At 66.7% G+C, this 17,945-nt stretch carries 13 protein-coding genes; 1 reads left to right on the top strand and 12 read right to left on the bottom strand.

Features of this window, described 5'->3' with window-relative positions; all coding sequences use genetic code 11:
• Position 1 precedes the first annotated feature (1 nt).
• Both B7P44_RS22005 and B7P44_RS22000 read right to left on the bottom strand, forming a co-directional pair.
• Positions 2-1,414 carry a UDP-glucose dehydrogenase family protein gene (locus tag B7P44_RS22005; RefSeq protein ID WP_084908123.1) on the bottom strand — a complete coding sequence of 471 codons (1,413 nt, stop codon included), beginning with the start codon at positions 1,412-1,414 and terminating at the stop codon, positions 2-4.
• Positions 1,415-1,469: 55 nt separating this feature from the next.
• The gene (locus B7P44_RS22000) at positions 1,470-2,846 is read right to left on the bottom strand and encodes an undecaprenyl-phosphate glucose phosphotransferase (protein ID WP_084909960.1); all 1,377 of its coding nucleotides are present in this window, start codon (positions 2,844-2,846) and stop codon (positions 1,470-1,472) included.
• A gap of 428 nt (positions 2,847-3,274) precedes the next feature.
• Between B7P44_RS22000 and B7P44_RS21995 the strand changes: the two genes are divergently transcribed.
• Positions 3,275-4,801, top strand: a complete 1,527-nt coding sequence (locus B7P44_RS21995) for a mannose-1-phosphate guanylyltransferase/mannose-6-phosphate isomerase (protein WP_084908122.1) — start codon at positions 3,275-3,277, stop codon at positions 4,799-4,801.
• 97 nt (positions 4,802-4,898) lie between these two features.
• Here the strand turns inward: B7P44_RS21995 and B7P44_RS21990 are convergent, their stop codons facing one another.
• The 10 genes from B7P44_RS21990 to B7P44_RS21945 form a co-directional block, all read right to left on the bottom strand.
• Positions 4,899-5,852, bottom strand: a complete 954-nt coding sequence (locus tag B7P44_RS21990) for a DUF6566 family protein (RefSeq protein ID WP_084908121.1) — start codon at positions 5,850-5,852, stop codon at positions 4,899-4,901.
• A 655-nt stretch (positions 5,853-6,507) separates the two neighbouring features.
• Positions 6,508-7,089: a DUF3501 family protein gene (locus B7P44_RS21985; RefSeq protein ID WP_084908120.1), complete on the bottom strand. Its 582-nt coding sequence runs from the start codon at positions 7,087-7,089 to the stop codon at positions 6,508-6,510.
• A gap of 45 nt (positions 7,090-7,134) precedes the next feature.
• Positions 7,135-8,472, bottom strand: a complete 1,338-nt coding sequence (locus B7P44_RS21980; protein ID WP_084908119.1) for a heterodisulfide reductase-related iron-sulfur binding cluster — start codon at positions 8,470-8,472, stop codon at positions 7,135-7,137.
• Positions 8,473-8,587: 115 nt separating this feature from the next.
• The gene (locus tag B7P44_RS21975; protein WP_010089086.1) at positions 8,588-9,010 is read right to left on the bottom strand and encodes a rubrerythrin family protein; all 423 of its coding nucleotides are present in this window, start codon (positions 9,008-9,010) and stop codon (positions 8,588-8,590) included.
• A 340-nt stretch (positions 9,011-9,350) separates the two neighbouring features.
• Positions 9,351-12,743 (bottom strand): two-partner secretion domain-containing protein, encoded by a 3,393-nt coding sequence (locus B7P44_RS36565; protein WP_084908118.1) that lies wholly within the window; start codon positions 12,741-12,743, stop codon positions 9,351-9,353.
• A 128-nt stretch (positions 12,744-12,871) separates the two neighbouring features.
• Complete coding sequence (locus B7P44_RS21965) at positions 12,872-14,560, bottom strand: ShlB/FhaC/HecB family hemolysin secretion/activation protein (protein WP_231716810.1); 1,689 nt, start codon at positions 14,558-14,560, stop codon at positions 12,872-12,874.
• Positions 14,561-15,170: 610 nt separating this feature from the next.
• Positions 15,171-16,439, bottom strand: coding sequence for an RNA polymerase sigma factor (locus B7P44_RS21960; RefSeq protein ID WP_084908116.1), 1,269 nt, complete (start codon positions 16,437-16,439; stop codon positions 15,171-15,173).
• Positions 16,436-16,852, bottom strand: coding sequence for a VOC family protein (locus tag B7P44_RS21955; RefSeq protein ID WP_084908115.1), 417 nt, complete (start codon positions 16,850-16,852; stop codon positions 16,436-16,438). Before B7P44_RS21955 ends, B7P44_RS21960 begins: the two co-directional genes overlap by 4 nt.
• A 26-nt stretch (positions 16,853-16,878) precedes the next feature.
• Entirely contained in the window at positions 16,879-17,301 is a 423-nt protein-coding gene (locus B7P44_RS21950) for a YciI family protein (RefSeq protein ID WP_084908114.1), read from the bottom strand.
• Positions 17,302-17,436: 135 nt separating this feature from the next.
• Positions 17,437-17,790 carry a YciI family protein gene (locus tag B7P44_RS21945; protein WP_084908113.1) on the bottom strand — a complete coding sequence of 118 codons (354 nt, stop codon included), beginning with the start codon at positions 17,788-17,790 and terminating at the stop codon, positions 17,437-17,439.
• Between the last annotated feature and the right edge of the window lie 155 nt (positions 17,791-17,945).

Raw genomic sequence — 17,945 nt, 5'->3', positions numbered from 1 at the left:
CTCACGCGTTCGCGCGGGCGGCTCCGGAAATGCGTGCGGCGAGCGCCTGGCGCGAGCCAGGCCGGCCGATCGGGTGATATTCGATGCCCTGCTCGCTCATCGCGTCGGGCTCGTACAGGTTGCGGCCGTCGAAGATCACGGGCGACTTCCACAGCCGGCCGAGCGCGGTGAAGTCCGGGCTCTTGAACGCCTTCCATTCGGTGACGATCACGAGCGCATCGGCGTCGCGCGCGACCTGCGATTCGTCGTCGACATACGCGAGGCGTTCGAGCCAGCTCGGGTGGCTCGCGAGATCGAGCGCGATCACGCGCTGCGCCTCGTGCTGCGCGACCGGGTCGTACGCGCTCACGCGCGCGCCGCGCGACAGCAGCTCGGCGATCAGCGCGCGGCTCGGCGCCTCGCGCATGTCGTCGGTGTTCGGCTTGAACGCGAGGCCCCAGATGCCGAACGTGCGGCCCGTCAGGTCCTCGCCGAAGCGCGCGACGATCTTCTCGGCGAGCACGCGCTTCTGCCCGGCGTTCACCGCCGACACCGCCTTCAGGATCTGCAGCGACTGGCCGTGGTCATCGGCGGTGCGGATCAGCGCCTCGACGTCCTTCGGGAAGCACGAGCCGCCGTAGCCGCAGCCCGCGTACAGGAAGTGGTAGCCGATGCGCGGATCGGAACCGATCCCGCGGCGCACCGCCTCGATGTCCGCGCCGAAGCGGTCCGCGAGGTTCGCGAGCTCGTTCATGAACGAGATGCGGGTCGCGAGCATCGCGTTCGCCGCGTACTTCGTGAACTCGGCCGAGCGCACGTCCATGTACAGCGTGCGCTCGTGGTTGCGGTTGAACGGCGCATAGAGCTTCTTCATCAGCTCGCGCGCGCGCTCGCCCGGCACGTCGTCGTCGCAGCCGATCACGATGCGGTCCGGCCGCGTGAAATCGTCGACCGCCGCGCCTTCCTTCAGGAATTCCGGATTCGACACGACCGAGAACATCTGGTCGCCGCCGCGCTTCGCGAGCGCCTCGGCGACCGCGGCGCGCACGCGCTCGGCGGTGCCGACGGGCACGGTCGACTTGTCGACGATCACCTTGAAGCCGGTCATGTGGCGGCCGATGTTGCGCGCGGCGGCGAGCACGTACTGCAGGTCGGCGGAGCCGTCCTCGTCGGGCGGTGTGCCGACCGCGATGAACTGCACGTCGCCGTGCGCGACCGCGGCCTCGACGTCGGTCGAGAAGCGCAGGCGGCCCGCCGAGCGGTTGCGCGCGATGATCTCCTTGAGGCCCGGCTCGTGAATCGGCACGCCGCCGTCGTTGAGGATGTCGATCTTGCGCTGATCGACGTCGAGACAGAACACGTCGTGCCCGATGTCGGCAAGACAGGCGCCGGTGACGAGACCTACGTAACCGCTGCCGATGATAGTCAGATTCATGATGTGTCGACCTCTTGACCAGTGATTCGAAATTCGGAGCAGGCAGCCTGCCCGCTCAATACGCGTTGCTGCCGGTGAAGCCTTTCCAGAGCGTCAGCGCGACGATCTTGATGTCGAGCCAGAACGACCAGTTCTGCATGTAGTAGAGATCGAGCTTCACGCGCCCCATCATCTTCTCGATCTGGTCGGTCTCGCCGCGAAAGCCGTTGATCTGCGCCCAGCCCGTGATGCCCGGCTTGATCCGGTAGCGGAACATGTAGCCCCGCACCAGATCCTTGTAGATGTCGTCATGCGCGAGCGCGTGCGGGCGCGGGCCGACGACGGACATCTCGCCCCTCAGCACGTTGATGAACTGCGGCAGCTCATCGAGGCTCGTGCGGCGCAGGAAGCGGCCGACCGGCGTCACGCGCGCGTCGTGCTTCGTCGCCTGGGTGACCTGGCCCGCATGCTCCTGATGCACCTTCATCGAGCGGAACTTGTAGATCTCGAACTCGTTGCCGTCGATGCCCTTGCGCTTCTGCCGGAAGAACACCGGCCCCGGCGAGGTCGCCTTGATCAGCAGCGCGATCAGCAGCATCACGGGCGCGAGCACCACGAGCGCGTTCAGCGCGAACAGCCGGTCGAACACGAACTTCGGCAGGATCCGCAAGTCGGTGATCGGCGACGCCGCGAGGTTGATCGCCGGCACGCCGAGCAGGTCGACGACTTCCTGGTTGAAGAACGACACGGCGCGCACGTCCGGGATGAAGCGGATGTTGACGAAGTCGTCGCGGAACACCGTCACGATCCGGTTGATCTGCGGCTCCTCCGACAGCGGCAGCGCGAGCCACAGTTCGCGAATCGCGCGGCTGCGCACGAGGCGCACGAGCGTGTCGAACCGGCGCTCGATCGCCACGTCGTCGAGCGTCGCCTCTCCGGGCGGCGCGCTTTCGTCGTACACGCACACCGGGTTGAAGCCGGCCTCCGGCCGTGCGCGCATCTGCGCGATCAGCCGCCGCGTCGCGGGCGCGTCGCCGACCAGCGCGACCGCGCGCCGGTTGTAGCCGCCGCGCCGCAGTTGTCGCAGGACCGCATGCACCCCGGCCTTCGACGCCGTGAGCAGCGCCATCGTCGCGAGCGCCCAGTAGCCCAGCCAGAGCCGCGACAGCTGGCCCGACTGGTGAAAACTGAAGCTCATCAGGATGCCCGAGAGCTCGACCACGAGCCACGCGAACGCGACCCGCCCCATCAGTCCGACAAGCCGCTTGCCGCGCCACGACTGGTAGATCCCGAACGCCGGGAAAAACACGACGACGAGCACGCAGTCGAACAGCACCATCGTGCGTTGCAGGTCGTCGAGCCATACGCTGCGCCCGTCGTGCAGCGCGGCGGCGATCACGGCTCCCGCCACGATCATCGCGATATCGATGATTCTCGCCAGCACGCTCAACATGTTCGCTTCCCCTCTGGACAGCCGTTTGCCGAACCGCTCCTTGCGCAGCCCGTGCCGCGCATTCGCTTCAAACATTGCATGGTGCTATTGAACAGGTAAGAAAATTCCTCCCGCAAGCGCACAAGTATTTCGAAAATTAATCGGAAATTCTTGCCCACCCGAAGACGATTTATATCGGCACCTTTTCCCGGGCCGAGGAAAAATATAGATGTTCACCAATCTGCGAGACAGCCGTCCCAGCCTTGCTGGACGGGAATCAGACCCGAATTTTCCGAATTATTTTTTTATTTTTTATTTGCGCCTTCCGGCATCCGGAAAATTCTTCCCTTGCAGGCGCTTGACGAATATCAAGCGCGCCTCCACGGTTTTATTGTCGATTTACTTCATGCTACAACGGCAGGCATTGACATCAATCGAGGAGTGCGATCATGAATGCTCCGGCCACGACAGCCGATACGCGCCAATCTTCTTCCGCCGCCGCGCCCGCCGGCACGCGCGTCGCGGTGCAGCCGGTGATCCTTGCCGGCGGCTCCGGGACGCGCCTGTGGCCGATGTCGCGCGAGCACTTTCCGAAACAGCTGATCGGCCTGCTCGGCGACCATTCGCTGCTGCAGGCGACCGCATGCCGCCTCGACGGCCTGTCGACCGGCCATCCGCTCAGTGACGACGTGCTGGTCGTCTGCGGCGAGGACCATCGCTTCACGACCGCCGAACAGTTGCGCCTGACGGCCAAGCCCGCGTCGATCGTGCTCGAGCCGCTCGGCCGCGACACCGCGCCCGCGCTGACGCTCGCCGCGCTGCGCATCGTCGCCGACGGCGGCGATGCCGTGATGACCGTGATGCCGGCCGACCATGCGGTCGCCGACCTGCCGCGCTTTCACGCGGCCGTCGCCGCCGGCGTGCGCTGCGCGGCGCAAGGCAAGATCGCGACGATGGGCATCGTGCCGGACCGCGCCGAAACCGGCTACGGCTACATCCGCGTCGGCGCCCCGCTCGGCGGCGACGCAGCCGGCGACCTCGACGTGCGGCGCCTCGACCGCTTCGTCGAGAAGCCGCATCTCGAGCTCGCGCAGCAGTACGTCGCGTCCGGCGAATACTGGTGGAACAGCGGGATCTTCATCGTGCGCGCGTCGGTGTGGCTGAAAGCGATCCGCCATTTCGAGCCGGCGATCCACGCGGCCTGCGAACAGGCGGTCGCGCAAGGCAAGGCCGACGGCGACTTCTTCCGCGTCGATCGCGATGCGTTCGCCGCGGCGCCGTCGAACTCGATCGACTACGCGGTGATGGAGCCGCTCGCGACCGAGCAGCCGGTGTGCGAGAGCGTCGTCGTGCCGCTCGACGCGGGCTGGTCGGACGTCGGCTCGTGGGACGCGATCTGGCAGATCCTGCCGAAGGACGCCGCCGACAACGTCGGCCGCGGCCACGTGCTGTTCGAGGATGCCGCGTCCACCTACGCGCATTCGGAAGGCCGGCTCGTCGCCTGCGTCGGCACGCAGAACCTCGTCGTCGTCGAGACGCCCGACGCGGTGCTCGTCGCCGACAAGTCACGCGTGCAGGACGTGAAGAAGATCGTCGGCCGCATCAAGGCGGCGCGCGGCGCGGAAGCGACCGATCACCGCAAGGTGCATCGTCCGTGGGGCCACTACGATTCGGTCGACACGGGCGATCGGTTCCAGGTGAAGCGCATCGTCGTGAAGCCCGGCGCGCGGCTGTCGCTGCAGATGCATCACCACCGCGCCGAGCACTGGATCGTCGTGCGCGGCACCGCGCGCATCACGCGCGGCGAGGAAACGTTCCTGCTGTCGGAAAACGAATCGACGTACATCCCGCTCGGCGTGTCGCATCGACTGGAAAACCCGGGCAAGATGCCGCTCGAACTGATCGAAGTGCAATCGGGCGCGTACCTCGGCGAGGACGACATCGTGCGCTTCGACGATACCTACGGACGGCAGTGACGACTGCGGGATGAACAAGGGCGCCGTCGACGACGGCGCCCTTTTTTGTTCCGGTCTCGCGCGCGGCACGCAATGCGCCGCGCGCGGGACTCGACGCTTAACCGACTCGGTATGCGAGCCGGTCGCTCTGCACCGGATCGTTGCGGCCGTCGGTGAGCGACGCCGAGTGGCGCTCGGCGATGAAGCGCTTGATGTCCGATTCTGCCCGCGCGAGCGCGGACAGCCCGGCAAGCACGGGCACGCTTTGCGGCGCGCGCGCCGGCTCGTCGCTCGCGCCGTGCCGGTCGATCCACTGCCGCGCCCATTCGAGCGCGTACTGCTCCGCTTCCTCGGCATCGGTGAAACGCGGGCCGATCAGGCCGGAACGCTCGACGCGCCGCTCGTCGTGCACGATCTCCGCCCACGCGCGATACATCAGGTTCTGCACCGGCTGCGCGATGCCGTAGACCGTATAGCCGCGATACTCGTCCACCTGCGGCTCGGTCGCCGTGAAACTCGCGGTGGATGCGCGCGAATGCGTTCGCTCGCTCAGGCCCGCGGCCGGATCGGCCGCGGCAGACGCGCCGGGCACGATGAACGCCGCATGTGCCGGCACGTCAGTATCGCCGCGCGACGTCGTCGCATTGTCGTGGTGCCAAACGTTTGCCTGTACAACCGGCAATTGCCACGATTCCGGGTTCTGCCAGAACACGCCGCGCAGGCGGTCGTTGTCCGGCGCGGGTTCCGCGCGGCGCGCGGGCGCGACCGGCACCGGCGGCGGCGGAACGTACGCGAACGTACGGCCGCTGAACTGGGTCAGCACGTCGATCATCTGCAACAGCGTTCCGTTCGCGAGCCACTCCTCGTAGCGGCGGCGACACGTGGGCCCGGACGGATAGCGACCGGGCAGCTTGGACCATGCCTCGCCGGTCGTCAGGATCCAGAGCACGGCATTGGCGACGACGCGCGGTTCCGCGCGCGGACGGCCACGACGATTCAGTCGGATCGGTTCATCGGCGATCAGCGTCGAAAGACGAACCCACTCTTCATCGTTTAGCTCATCGAAGAACATAGTAGATCTCTCCACGCAGCCAGGCCGGGCTGCGATTGGCGGCGCCGTCGCGATCTCTCGCGGGGCGGCCAGGTTGCACGTTATGGTTGTTCGGGTGTGCATGCCATCACGACACGCACTAAGGTGGTGCCGCGAATCTCGGCAATAACGCACGAATCCCGGTCTCACTCCATTGCGGAAAAATTTGTGGACGAAGCATACCATCCCTAGGGTTTATCTCAATATGACAATGAGTTTATGTTACGCAATGAAACAACATGAGATCGATGCAAGATCAATTTATGGATGAATTTTTTTACGCAAGTTTTATTCAGAAGCCTGCGAATCCCCGCCTGGCGGGGCCGTCCCGGGAAGCCGTCCGGCCGCGCGTCCGGCATGGTTCCGACCCTTTCCAGCAATATTCACCGGATCAATGGCGCAAAATCGGTAATTACCGGAAAATTCGTAACGAGATATTTTCCGATCGGTAATTCATTCGAATGCGCTTGATTGAACTTTCCCTTGTGCACAATCTTTATATTGTTTCTCGCCGGACAGTGACAAGGATGTGACGCCGCATGCGTCGTTGCAGGTATGTGAATGTAACGAAGCGTCACCGCATGTTTCGATGCAGTGACGCGCAGGCGCTCGCGACGCGTCGCGCCTTGTCGCGCAGCTAGCGCAGATCCCCGACGAGCGATGCCGCCACGTCGTCTTCGATGCGCCTTGCCGGCACTGCGTAGCCCGGATGATCGCAGCCGATCGACAGCGCCGCGCCCTGCTTCAGCGCCGCACGCATCGGCGCGTCGAACTCGAAGCGGACGAAGTGCACCGCGGAGGTCTTCTCATCCGTCTCGCGATCGAGGTCCTCGTCCGCGATCGCATAGACCGGTGCGTGGCGGTCGACCTGCAGGAACACGCGATCCTCGACGCCGATCAGCCGCTTGAGCGCCGCGCGCCGCTCGGCCTCGTGCGCGTATTCGATCTGCATCGTCGCCTTCAGGTTGGTGCCGTCGGGCACCAGCGGCCGATACGCGTCCAGTTCGCCCTCGATGCCCGCTTCGTCGAAAATCCTTTCGATGTGCAGCATCTCCTGAACCTGATAGCGGATCGTCGCCTCGTCCTCGAACAGGAAGCGCAGGTGATTGCCGAGCTGCACCGCGCGCCGTCGCTTGTGCTCGATGAGCCGCGCATGTTCGGCCTTGCGGATCTTCGCGTACGCTTCGAGCGTCAGCAGGGAATCGCGGGTGAGCGTCATGAGTTGTCCTTCGTTGATCTCGAATTGATCTTTGGTTGATCTGGATCAAATTCCGTACGCGCGACGCAGCAGCGTGAGCGGATGGGCGAGCGGCGCTTGCGCGAGGCCCGCCTCGTCGATGCCCTGCACGATGTGATGGCCCGCGAGCGCGCAGTCCGACGACACGAAGTCCGGCTTCGGCTCCGCCATCGCCTTGAACACCGGCCCGCCGATTCGCATCGCTTCCGCGTGGAATTCCTTCTTCACGCCGAACGTGCCCGCATGGCCCGAGCAACGCTCGACGACGTTCACGCGCGTCTCGGGCACGAGCGACAGCACGTCGGCGGTCTTGCGGCCGATGTTCTGCACGCGCGCGTGACACGGCACGTGGTACGACACGGTGCCGAGGCCGGTCTTGAAATCGGTCTTCAGCAGGCCGTCGCGATGCCGCGCGATCACATATTCGAACGGATCCCAGAACGCGTCGGCGACCGCGCGCACTGCGGCGTCGCCGGGAAACATCAGCGGCAGCTCGTTCTTGTACATCAGCACGCAGCTCGGAATCGCGCCGATCAGCGCATAGCCGTCGCGCGCGTAGCGTTCGAGCACGGGGATGTTCGTGTCCTTCTTCGCGGCGACGCCCGCGAGATTGCCCTGTTCGAGCAGCGGCATCCCGCAGCAGGCCTCGCTCGTCACGAGCTCGTACGGAATGTCGTTGTGCGCGAGGATCGCGAGCAGGTCGTGGCCGATGCCGGGCTCGTTGAAATTCACGTAGCACGTCGCATAGATCGCGACCTTGCCGGGCGTGCGCTCGCCGTCGCGCACCGGATGGCCGTCCGAGCGCTTGGCCGCGCGCCGGAACTTGCGCGGCGCGAAGTCCGGCAGCCAGGCCTTGCGGTCGACGCCGAGCGCGGCTTCCAGCGCGTGCCGCGCGGGCGGCGTGCGGTTCACCGCGTTGACGGCCTGCGTGACGATCGGGATGCCCGCGAAATGGCCGAGCGCGTCGGTGTTCGACAGCAGCTTGTCGCGCAGCTTCACGTCGCCGCGCCGGTAGCGCGCCGCCTTGCCGCGCAGCATCAGGTGCGGGAAATCGACGTTCCACGCATGCGGCGGCACGTACGGGCATTTCGTCATGTAGCAGAGGTCGCACAGGTAGCACTGGTCGACGACCTTGCCGAACGCGTCCTTCGGCACTTCGTGGATATCGCCCGTCGGCGTCTCGTCGACGAGGTCGAACAGCGTCGGAAATGCGCCGCACAGCGACACGCAGCGCCGGCAACCCGCGCAGATGTCGAACACGCGGGTCATCTCGGCATCGATGGCCGCCTGGTCGTAGAACGTGTCGGACTGCCAGTCGAGCGGATGCCGGGTCGGGGCTTCGAGACTGCCTTCCTTGTGTGGCATGGGGCGCTCCAGCGGGACGGGAAGGCGCGCGCCCACGCGCCGCCCGCGTCACGCGAGCGGCGGGGCGGCGGACGGCAAACGGCGGGCCGCAGTAGGTGAACTCCGACCGCGCGGGTCAGTCGACGAGCGCGTCGAGCGCCTTCGTGTAGCGGTTGGCGTGGCTGCGCTCGGCCTTCGCGAGCGTCTCGAACCAGTTCGCGATTTCGTCGAAGCCTTCTTCGCGGGCGGTCTTCGCCATGCCCGGATACATGTCGGTGTACTCGTGCGTCTCGCCGGCAATCGCGGATTGCAGGTTCAGCCGCGAGGAACCGAACGGCAGGCCGGTCGCCGGATCGCCGACCGCTTCGAGATACTCGAGGTGGCCGTGCGCGTGGCCCGTCTCGCCTTCGGCGGTCGAGCGAAACAGCGCGGCGATGTCGTTCTGCCCTTCGACGTCCGCCTTCGACGCGAAATACAGGTAGCGGCGGTTCGCCTGCGATTCGCCCGCAAACGCATACTTCAGGTTCTCTTCGGTTTTGCTGCCCTTGAGTTGAGCCATCTGCGCCTCCGTGCATTGCGCCCGCGCAGCGTGCGTCGGACCGGATGATCGATTGTGGGGAACGATGCGCGCAGCGCGCTACCTGCCGCCGGCATCGTGTTGTGTAATCTAGGCGCTCGGGGGAGCATCCCCCAATTGGCTTTTTCAATGCAGCCGATAGCGATCGCCCGATATGCGGCACGAACGATCGTGCGAATGTGCGCGCGACACGATGTGCCGCCGATAGCGAATCGCGCCGGAGCAATGCAATCATGCTCCGGCGCGATTCATGTTTCAGAAGGCGTCGCCGGCTGCGCGACGCCCCGTTTGCCCGGCCCTGTGCGAGCCGGGCAAACGACGTTTACCGGACGTCGCCGGCAAGCAACGGACGCACCATGTAGCTGACGGTACGACCCGGCCCCGACACGCGCCCCAAGGCCGACACGTTGCCGTAGCTGCTCGCGACACCGGACAACCCGTTGTACAGGCGGCCCATCACGAAGACCGAATCGCCGCCGTGCAACGCGCCGTTGTTGGTCACGTTGCCCATCGCGAAGACCGACTTCTCTGCGCGCAGCGCGCCGGTGTTGGTCGTACTGCCCATGACCCGAACGTTGCCGCCCTCGATCGTGCCGTCGTTGGTCACGTTGCCCATCGCGGAGAGCAGCTTCTCCGCGCGCAGCGTGCCGGTGTTGGCCGTCTTGCCCATGACTCGAACGTCGCCGCCCTCGATCGTGCCGTCGTTGGTCACGTTGCCCATCGCGGAGAGCAACTTCTCCGCGCGCAGCGTGCCGGTGTTGGTCGTACTGCCCATGACCCGAACGTCGCCGCCCTCGATCGTGCCGTCGTTGGTCAGCGCGCCCATGAGCTTCAGTGACCCGGCGCCGCTCACCGCCCCGTTGTTGACGACGTTACCCATGACCTGAATGTCACGCCCGCTGACGACGCTGTCGGCACCGTCGTTGGTCAGGCGGCCTCCGATTTCGAGCGTGCCGTCGCTGTGCAGCGTGCCGGCATTGGCCGCATTGCCAGCGATCCTGACGCTGCGCCCCCGAACGGAACCGGCGTTGTCGAGGTGACCGGTCACGCTGACGGTGCCACCACTGACCGTGCCGTGATTGTCGAGCGCGCTCGGAATCGACAGCGTCTCCGCTTGCAGCCGCCCGCCCGACTCGATCCTCGCCTTGCCGCTCGATGCGAGCGACACGTTGCCGGCCGACGCGTCGACCGTGCCGGCGACCCTGACGCCGGTTTTCGCCGATGCGCCGACCAGCGTGATCGCATCCGCATGCAGGCCGCCCGATCCGGACACATCGATCGCCACGTCCGGCGCCGTGCCGCTTGCCGGGCCGGAGCGCGTCTGCAGGTTCGACTGCTCGATCGCCGCCGTCCCCTGATGAGCGATCGCCACCAGCTTCTTCGCGCGCGCAGCCGCATCGACATTCAAGCTGCGCGACACGAGATCGAGCTGGTTCGCGTCGCGCGCGTCGAGCCCGTCGCCGTCGATCGCGATGCGGCCGTTCTCGGTCCGGAACCGTGCGACACGGCCCAACGCGTCGAACTCCGTCGTGCCCGCGACGAGCGACACGCGGTTCGCGTTGATGAAGCTGGCACCATTCACGCTGATCCCGTTCGGGTTCGCGACGATCACACGCGCATTCCGTCCCGCGACTTCGGTCGCGCCTGCCAGCACCGACGCGTTGCCGCCCGTCACCTGGTTCAGGATCACCTGTGCCGAACGGCCGCCGAGCCGCGCGTTGCCGTCGATGCTGCCCGCCAGTTGAGTGTTCGTGCGGCCCACGCTGTTGTTCAGCACGAGGCCGCTCGAGCCGACGTTGTAGTCGAGGAAGCGGTTGGTCGAAATGCCGGCGAAATTCGGTGCGTTGATGTCGACGATCGGTGTGCCGTTCGATGCGACGTCAAGACCAGGGCGGTTGGCCTCGGAAGGATCCACGACGAGTTTCGGGTTCGTTTCGGCAACCGGCGGCTCCGGATTCACCGGCGGCTTCGTCTCAGCAACCGGGGGTTCCGGGTTCACCGGCGGCTTCGTTTCCGCGACCGGCGGCTCCGGGTTCACCGGCGGCTTCGTTTCCGCGACCGGCGGCTCCGGGTTCACCGGCGGCTTCGTTTCCGCGACCGGCGGCTCCGGGCTCACCGGCGGCTTCGTCTCAGCAACCGGCGGTTCCGGGTTCACCGGCGGCTTCGTTTCCGCGACCGGCGGCTCCGGGTTCACCGGCGGCTTCGTCTCAGCAACCGGCGGCTCCGGGTTCACCGGCGGCTTCGTTTCTGCGACCGGCGGCTCCGGGTTCACCGGCGGCTTCGTTTCCGCGACCGGCGGCTCCGGGTTCACCGGCGGCTTCGTCTCAGCAACCGGCGGTTCCGGGTTCACCGGCGGCTTCGTTTCCGCGACCGGCAGCTCCGGGTTCACCGGCGGCTTCGTTTCTGCTACCGGCGGCTCCGGGTTCACCGGCGGCTTCGTCTCTGCGACCGGCGGGTCCGGATTCACCGGCGGCTTCGTCTCTGCGACCGGCGGCTTCGTCATGTTTTCGTCGATCGTTCCGGAGCCGGTCGTCTTCCCCAACACCGACACCTTACCGTTGGCCCCTACGACCCCTGGTGCTTCTTGATGGAGGTTACCCAGAATCTCGACGCCGTTACGGCCGTAAATCGATCCGCTGTTGTCCACATCAGCCAAGGCAAGGACTTTGCCGTCCGCGCGCAAGGTGCCCGTGTTCGCGACGCCCTTGAGCAAAGTCAACTTGCTGCCGGTGATCGTGCCGGCGTTCTCCAGCTTATCGAAGGCACTCAATTCGCCGGCCGCCGTGAGGTTGCCGTCCGCCGACACCTGGATCTTGCCATCCGACATCAGCGTGATCTTACCTGTCAGCGCTTCAATCTTGCCATCAACGTTCACGCCAACGCCAGTGGATGCGCCATGCATCGTAATCGATTCCGCATGCATGCTGCCAAGCTTCGACACATCGATCGCGACATCGACCGCCCCGCTATCCGGCGATCCCTTGACTATCTCCAGGCTAGGATACTCGATCGCTGCCGCGCCCTTTTGCGCGACCACGAACAGCTTCTTCGCCTGCACGGCCGCGTTCACCTTGAGAGTGCGCGATACGAGATCCAGCCGGTCCTGACTGCTCGCGTCGAGGCCATCTCCGTCGATTGCGATGTGTCCGTTTTCGGTCCGGAACTGCGTGATGCCGCCGTTTTGATCAAACTCGACCGTTCCCGCGACAAGCGACGCACGGTTCGCGTTGATGAAGCTCGCGCCGTTCACGCTGATCCCGTTCGGGTTCGCGACGATCACTCGCGCGTTTTGCCCTGCGACTTCGGTCGCGCCTGCCAGCACCGACGCGTTGCCGCCCGTCACCTGGTTCAGGATCACCTGCGCCGAACGGCCGCCGAGTTGCGCGTTGCCGTCGATGCTGCCTGCCAGTTGCGTGTTCGTGCGGCCCACGCTGTTGTTCAGCACGAGGCCGTTCGAGCCGACGTTGTAGTCGAGGAAGCGGTTGGTCGAAATGCCGGCGGCATTCGGTGCGTTGATGTCGACGATCGGCGTGCCGTTCGACGCGACGCCGAGACCGGGGCGGTTGGCCGCGGACGGATCCGCAACGAGCGCCGGTTGCGCGGAAGCGGTCTGCATCGCAAGGATCGGCATCACGACCGTCAGCGCCGCGGCGAGCGCGGTGCGCGCGAACGGCGTCGCCGCGCGATGGCGCGGATATTGTTGTTGATGTTTCATGGTCTTTTCGGTTTCCAGAAAATGAATGAAGCGGCGTGGCACAAGCCGCGCCGATGACGAACGAGCGTGCGTGCTTACATGGCTACTCCCCCCGTGACGTACGGCGGGCGCGGGCGCGCCCGCAACGATCAGAAACGCGCAGTGAGCGATACGTCGAGCGTGGGTCGCGCGGTCTGCAGCGCCCCGGGCTTGCGAAGCGGCACGCCGAGCGCGACGTCGTAGCCGATCATCCGGTAGCCGCCGCGCACGCCGAGCGCGGCGCCAATCAACGTGCGCCCGTCCCGGCCCGCGCCTTCGCGCGAGCCCGCGCCCGTGACCGCGCCGGCGTCGAGAGCGACATAGGCCTCGTGCGAGCTGAACAACGGCGTCGCCAGTTCGTTGCGCCAGAACCAGCCGCTGTCGCCGGCGAGCGTCTGATTGCCGTCGAAGCCGCGCACCGTGTAGCGGCCGCCGATCTGCAGGTATTCGGTCGATGGCAGCGCACCGGGCGCGTACTGAAGCTGGAGCAATCCGCGATAGCCGAACGCACGCGCGCCGATCCGGAACGGCGCATCGGCGCCGAGCGTCGCGCTGTACACGCGATAGCGGCCGTCCCATTCAGGCCGGCCGTTGACGCGCCCGGGGAAGGCGCTCAGCCCGGCAAGGCTCGCGCGCATGCCGATGCTCGCGTCGACCGTCGCACGCGCGAGCTTCTCGCGATGCGATGCGCCCACTTCATAACTGACGATGTCGTGGCGGAACACGTCGAGCTCGACGGGACCGAACCACGAACGGTCCTCGCGGCGAGCGAGCCTGAAGCGCAGCGTCGTCTTGCCGTGACCTGAGCGATACGGCACGTAGCTCACGCCGGCTTCGTAGCGGCGGGTCCGCTGGCCGAGCGGCGGCATGACCTCGCCTGGCAGCTCGGGCGCGAGCGTCTGCCGGCTCGTCCACTCGCTGATGCCGAGCGAGAACGACGCATATCCGACCGGCACGTTCCATGCCGCGCTTTTCGCTTGCGAGCCGAGCGACTTGTTGCGCAGCGCGGCGTCGGTGTTGTAGGTGACGATCAGTTGATCGTAGAGCCCCAGCGGCGAATCGATCGCGACGATCGCGCCGAGCTGGTTGCGGCCGGTGGCATCGAGCCCGCCGTTGTCGGCGGTCGCGACGAAGCGGACGCGGCGCGCATCGTCCGGATGCCGAACGACGATGTCGGTGTCGCCAAGCGACGCGCCCGGAACCAAGTCGAACGCGGCGGCCGACTGACCGGGCAGGCGGCGCACGTTCTCGAGCGCCTGATCGAGATCGCGCACGTTCAGCAATGCCTGCGCGCCGCGCGGAAACACGATGGGCGTCCAGCCGATCCCGCCGCGCGCATCGTCGATCGCGCCGATGCGGCCGGGCAGCACGTCGATGATCAGGCGTCCGGTCGACAGATCCTGCGGCGGAATGCTCACGAGCGACGTGATAAAGCCGCGCGCGACGAGATGCTGCCCGACCCATTCGCGCAGCAAGCTCAATCCGTTCTGTCCGATGCATGCGTGTTCGAGCGGCACGGCATTACGCAGCCACGGGAATGCGTCGGCGCCGCGCCATTCGATTTCGTGAATATCGAAACACGGCGTTTCCGCAGGAAAGCGCAACGCGCCTGATTCGCTCGACGGTTTCGCGGACAGCACGTCCGGCTGGTCGAGCACCTGCTGCCTGAGCTCGTCGAGTTGCTGGGCCTGATGACGCTGCGCACTCTGCGGCTGTGCGCCGGACTGGGGTGCCTGTGCGACTGCGGCAACGGCGAACGTCAGCAGATTCGCGGCGCACAGCAAGCGCCCGGCGTTCACCGGCCGCACGATAAAACCCGCAAAGCGACTGGCGCGATCGAATCGCACCAGTCCGCGCGACGACGCGTGCGATGCGCGTGACCGTCGAACAGGGCCACGCGGTGCATATTGGCGACCCTGATCAGCCCATCATCTTTTTTGTTAAATATACTTAACACTTAGATTCCACCAATCTCGCGACACGTCAATCAAGCGCTGATTATGCGAAATCCAATTATCGAATTTCAATTAAAAACAACATTCCGACATTAAATTCGTACTCGTCTCATTATTTTTAATCGGTAAATTGGGATTTTTCATTAAACTCATCAAAATATCGGCCCATCTTATCGAGATGACTCGACTCCTTCGCATCGACTCACCGCGCACCGTGCTGCCCCGCGTGACGTGGCACGCTGCCGCTCCCCTGGAGACACGACCGAACAGCAACACGCATCGAGCGATGCGATGAATTGCCCGAATGACGGAATATGTCTGAATGGCCGACCCTTGCCGGCTTCATGTTGCATATGGCGTGGCGAATTGCTCACCGCAATCGTCATCTCACCCGGCCCGCTCGGGCTAGTCAGCATTTCGCCCGGCGGCGCGCCGCGACGGCGCGCACTTCAATTCACGCATCGGCCGCGCGCTTCAGCAGCAATTCGCGTTCGCGCGCGTTGCGGGTCAGCTCCGCCGCGCGGCGGAATTCGGCCTTCGCCTCGTCGGCGCGCCCGAGCTTCGCGAGCAGGTCGCCGCGCACGCTCGGCAGCCAGTGATAGCGCGCGAGCGCCGGGGCATCGCACAGCGCGTCGACGAGCTCGAGCCCCGCGGCCGGCCCGAACGCCATGCCCACCGCCACTGCGCGATTCAGTTCGACGACGGGCGACGGCGCGACCTCCGCGAGCGCGTCGTACAGCGCGACGATCTGCGCCCAGTCGGTTTCCGATGCCTGCCGCGCCCGGGCATGACAGGCCGCCAGCGCCGCCTGCAGCGCATACGGCCCGCGCACGCCACCGAGCTTCGTCGCGCGTTCGAGCGCCGCGAGGCCGCGCCGGATCAGCAGCGGATCCCAGCGGCTGCGATCCTGCTCGAGCAGCAGCACCGGGCGGCCCTGCGCGTCGGTGCGCACACGCGTGCGCGACGCCTGCAGCTCCATCAGCGCGACGAGGCCGAACACCTCGCTCTCGTCCGGCGCGAGCCCCGCGAGCACGCGGCCCAGTCGCAGCGCTTCGTCGCACAGCGCGGGACGCATCCAGTCGTCGCCGGCGGTCGCCGCATAGCCTTCGTTGAAGATCAGGTAGATCACCTCGAGCACCGACGCGAGCCGCGCCGGCCGCGCGTCGGCCGCCGGCACCTCGAACGGCACGTGCGCCGCCGCGAGCGTGCGCTTCGCGCGCACGATCCGCTGCGCGATCGTCGGCTCCGGCGCGAGGAACGCGCGCGCGATCTCGTCCGTCGTCAGCCCGCCGAGCAGCCGCAGCGTCAACGCGACGCGCGCGTCGGTCGACAGCACCGGATGGCACGCGGTGAAGATCAGCCGCAGCAGGTCGTCGCCGATGTCGTCGGCCTGCGCATCGGCGAGCGCCTCCGCGATGTCGGGCACCACGTGCACGCCGAGCGCGTCGAACTCGCGGCCGAGCTGGTCGCGCTTCGCCGCGTGCAGCGATTCCTGGCGGACCCGGTCGAGCGCGCGGCGCTTCACGGCCGTCATCAGCCAGGCGGCCGGGTTGTCCGGCACGCCGTCGACGGGCCAGTGCTCGAGCGCCGCGACGAGCGTGTCCTGAGCCAGTTCCTCCGCGACGCCCACGTCGCGCACCACGCGCGCGGCCCGCGCGATGATCTTCGGCGCCTCGATCCGCCAGACGGCCTCGATCGCGCGGTGCGTGGCCGCCTGCGTCACGACGCCGGCCCCTGCGCGGACGCGTCCTGCGCGACATGCATCAGTTCCCACACGTGGCCGTCCGGATCGGCGAACGCGTGGCCGTACATGCCCGGATACTCCAGCGGCGGACGCGGCGTCGCGCCGCCCGCCGCGCGCGCCTTCGCGACGACCGCGTCGACCTCGGCACGGCTCTCGCACGACAGGCACGGCAGCGCCTGCACGTGGGTGGCCGGATCGACGATGGTCTTGTCGGTGAAGGTCTGGAAGAACGGCCTGACGAGCAGCATCGCGAAGATCGCGTCGCTGATCCGGATGCAGGCGGCCTGGTCGTTGGTGTATGCCGGCACCGGCTCGAAGCCGAGCGCCGCATAGAACGCCTGTGCGCGCGGCAGGTCGGCCACCGGCAGGTTGATGAAGATCTGCTTGTGCATTGCTTGCGCTCCTCGTGACATTGCGCTCAATGACCGAAGCCGCGAGCGGCCTGAAGCTCGCGGAACCGCTCGACCGCGTCGCTCGGTGTGAGATCGTCCAGTTCCATCAGCTGGCGCACCTCGATCTCGCAGTCCAGTTCCGCGCCGAATGGCGCCGGGAAGCGGCGCGTCCATTCGAGCGCCTCGTCGCGCGAGCGCACCTGGATCAGCGTGTAGCCCGCGATCAGCTCCTTGGTCTCGGCGAACGGGCCGTCGATCACCGTCCCCTTGCCGCCCACGTAGCGCACGCGCCAGCCCTTCGAGCTCGGGTGCAGGCCCGTCGCGTCGAGCAGCACGCCGGCCTTCGCCAGCTCCTCGTGATAGACCGTCATCGCCTCGACCAGCCGGTCGTCCGGCAACGCACCGGATTCGCTGACGGCATTCGCCCGCACCATGATCATGTATCGCATCGTCTGCTCCTTGTTTCGCTAGTCCGAGACGCCGCTCGTCGGCGCCCTATCCGAACGACGCGCGAGTCGCACGCGGATCGACGCGCGGCACGACGAATCAGGGTAAACACCCGGTTTCGGGCGACTCGCCCGGACTCAGAGGAAACACGGGCCGACCGCACGGACCTCGACCGTGCACCATTGCGCGGCGGGGCACTGGCGCGCGATCTCGACCGCTTCCGCGTGCGTGTCGACGTCGACGAGAAAGAAGCCGCCGACCATCTCCTTCGCCTCGGCGAACGGCCCGTCGATCAGGCGCGTCTCGCCGTCGCGCACCTGCACGCGCGTGCCGCGCTCCGACGTTTCGAGGGACTCGACCGCGCGCAGCACGCCGCGCGCCTTCAGGCCCCTGGCGAAATCCTGCATCCGCGCATAGAGGGACTGCCCTTGCGCAAGCGTGCGCCCGGCGCGCTGGCCGGTCGGTTCGACAATCAACAGCATGTACGCCATGAAATTCTCCTCTGGCAAGTCCGGCGGTGTGGCGGCAGGCGCGGAGCCCGCCGGATGGTCCGCTTCAACGTTGGCCCGCTATTCTGGGCCGGCGACGCCCGGCGGTCCATTCGATCCCGCCCGGCGCGGACGCCCGAACGCCGTCACGCGACAGC

The sequence above is a fragment of the Burkholderia ubonensis subsp. mesacidophila genome (genome assembly GCF_002097715.1).
Taxonomy (GTDB): domain Bacteria; phylum Pseudomonadota; class Gammaproteobacteria; order Burkholderiales; family Burkholderiaceae; genus Burkholderia; species Burkholderia mesacidophila.
The sequence above is the reverse complement of the archived record's forward strand: the minus strand, read 5'-3'. Positions and strand labels throughout refer to the sequence as shown.

Coding starts and splice junctions, on each gene's coding strand:
- B7P44_RS21955 (WP_084908115.1), bottom strand. CDS start 16,852: ATGCACAAGCAGATCTTCATCAACCTGCCGGTGGCCGACCTGCCGCGC.
- B7P44_RS21995 (WP_084908122.1), top strand. CDS start 3,275: ATGAATGCTCCGGCCACGACAGCCGATACGCGCCAATCTTCTTCCGCC.
- B7P44_RS21975 (WP_010089086.1), bottom strand. CDS start 9,010: ATGGCTCAACTCAAGGGCAGCAAAACCGAAGAGAACCTGAAGTATGCG.
- B7P44_RS22000 (WP_084909960.1), bottom strand. CDS start 2,846: ATGTTGAGCGTGCTGGCGAGAATCATCGATATCGCGATGATCGTGGCG.
- B7P44_RS21950 (WP_084908114.1), bottom strand. CDS start 17,301: ATGCGATACATGATCATGGTGCGGGCGAATGCCGTCAGCGAATCCGGT.
- B7P44_RS21945 (WP_084908113.1), bottom strand. CDS start 17,790: ATGGCGTACATGCTGTTGATTGTCGAACCGACCGGCCAGCGCGCCGGG.
- B7P44_RS21980 (WP_084908119.1), bottom strand. CDS start 8,472: ATGCCACACAAGGAAGGCAGTCTCGAAGCCCCGACCCGGCATCCGCTC.
- B7P44_RS22005 (WP_084908123.1), bottom strand. CDS start 1,414: ATGAATCTGACTATCATCGGCAGCGGTTACGTAGGTCTCGTCACCGGC.
- B7P44_RS21985 (WP_084908120.1), bottom strand. CDS start 7,089: ATGACGCTCACCCGCGATTCCCTGCTGACGCTCGAAGCGTACGCGAAG.
- B7P44_RS36565 (WP_084908118.1), bottom strand. CDS start 12,743: ATGAAACATCAACAACAATATCCGCGCCATCGCGCGGCGACGCCGTTC.
- B7P44_RS21990 (WP_084908121.1), bottom strand. CDS start 5,852: ATGTTCTTCGATGAGCTAAACGATGAAGAGTGGGTTCGTCTTTCGACG.